This is a genomic window from Acetobacter indonesiensis, assembly GCF_000963945.1.
Taxonomy (GTDB): Bacteria; Pseudomonadota; Alphaproteobacteria; order Acetobacterales; family Acetobacteraceae; genus Acetobacter; species Acetobacter indonesiensis.
The window spans coordinates 1-456 of record NZ_BAMW01000047.1 but is presented as its reverse complement, the minus strand read 5'-3'; the positions used below and the strand labels follow the sequence as shown (position 1 = coordinate 456).

The 456-nt window shown below is 55.5% G+C and carries 1 protein-coding gene; it reads left to right on the top strand.

What is annotated here, in order from left to right:
* Nucleotides 1–33: 33 nt before the first annotated feature.
* The coding region (locus Abin_RS16065; protein ID WP_048847139.1) for a two-partner secretion domain-containing protein at nucleotides 34–456 on the top strand (423 nt) is incomplete at its 3' end.

The window sequence follows — 456 nt, the reverse complement described above, 5'->3', positions numbered from 1 at the left end:
GATTGCGGCCTTTCAGGCAGGAGTGCGGTTCTGATGGTGTTGCAGTCACTGAAACGGCTTTTCAGGCAGGGTGTTGCGACGACGACTTCTTTGTCGTTGGCTTTTGCTCCGGCAATTGCCAATGCACAGCAGGCCGCTCCGTCCATTGTCATTGATAACCGGACCAATCCGTCTGCCCCGTCCCCCAGTCTGGACCGGACGGCGAATGGGGTACAGCAGCTCAATATTGCAACGCCGAATGGGGCGGGGCTGTCTCATAACATGTTCACGCAGTATGGCGTTGAACAGAAAGGGCTGATTCTCAATAACGCAACCAAGGCGACCCAGACACAGCTTGGTGGGTATGTGTACGGTAACGCCAACCTGCAAGGCAAGGCCGCTCATGTCATTCTGAATGAAGTGACGGGTACGCAGGCCAGTCAGATGCTGGGTTACACGGAAGTTGCCGGGCAAAAA